Genomic DNA, 1,147 nt, shown 5'->3' on the forward strand with positions numbered 1-1,147 from the left:
ACGAGAACGTGGTTCAGCATCTCGGCGGCGTTCTTGCCGACGTCCTCGATCGACTTGACGACGCGGACGCCGCCCTTGCCGGCCGGGTTGTCCTGGAACCGGCCGGCACCGCGGCCGCCGGCATGGATCTGCGACTTCACCACCCAGACCGGACCGCCCAGTTCGCGAGCGACCGATTCAGCCTCTTCCGGGGTGAAGGCCACGCCACCGCGCGGAACGGCGACGCCGTACCCCCGCAGCAGATCCTTGGCCTGATATTCGTGAATGTTCATGGTTTTCGTCTCAACCCTGTCGGGAGTGGTCTTTTGGATGCCGCGGGGAGCCGGAAATTCTTCGGCTGACGGGCGGCGGAATTTTAAAAAATCCGGGCTTCGGCTCTCAGGCGACCGGGAAGGGGACGGTCGGGGAGAGGGAGGCGCGGTCGAATATTTGAAGGCACTATTTGTGCAGTGTTTTGCCCCCTCCCCGACCCTCCCCCGCTTCGCGGGGGAGGGAGTAAGCACCAGGGCGGCGGCAGTCCCCTCTCCCGCGAAGCGGGGGAGGGTTAGGGAGGGGGCATCGAAGCGTGAACCTACTCCGCCGCCAGCCGCTCCACGGCGCCGATGGCGCCGCTGTCGCGGATTTCAACGATCTCACGCTCGCCGAAACCCAGGACGTCACGCAGGATTTCGTCGGTGTGCTCGCCCAGCAGCGGAGAGCGGGTGACCTCCGTCGGGCTGTCGGACAGCTTGATCGGGTTGCCGACCGTCAGGTAGCTGCCGCGGGTCGGATGCTCCACCTCGACCAGCGTGCCGGTCTCGTAGAGCGACTTGTCCTCGGCGATTTCCTTCATCGACAGGATCGGGCCGCAGGGAATGTCGTACTTGTTGAGGATGTCCATGACCTCGAACTTGGTCAGGGTCTTGGTCCATTCCTCGATGGTCGCGAAGATGCTCATCAGGCGCGGCAGGCGGGCCACCGGGGTGGCGTAGTCGGGATCGGTGATCCACTCTTCCTTGCCGATGACCCTGCAGATTGACTTCCAAACCGGAGCCTGGGCGATGAAGTAGATGTAGGCGTTGGGATCGGTCTCCCAGCCCTTGCACTTCAGGATCCAGCCCGGCTGGCCACCGCCCGAGGCGTTGCCGGCGCGCGGCACCGTGTCGCC

The 1,147-nt window shown here is 65.0% G+C and carries 2 protein-coding genes; both read right to left on the reverse strand.

Annotated features, from left to right (window positions below):
• Positions 1 to 272 (reverse strand): ATP-grasp domain-containing protein (locus tag TSO5_RS31865; protein WP_199231080.1); only part of this gene is annotated, 272 nt, incomplete at its 3' end.
• Between the two features lie 299 nt (positions 273 to 571).
• Positions 572 to 1,147 (reverse strand): CoA transferase (locus TSO5_RS31875; RefSeq protein WP_199231081.1); only part of this gene is annotated, 576 nt, incomplete at its 5' end.

The sequence above is a fragment of the Azospirillum sp. TSO5 genome, assembly GCF_003116065.1.
Classification (GTDB): Bacteria; Pseudomonadota; Alphaproteobacteria; order Azospirillales; family Azospirillaceae; genus Azospirillum.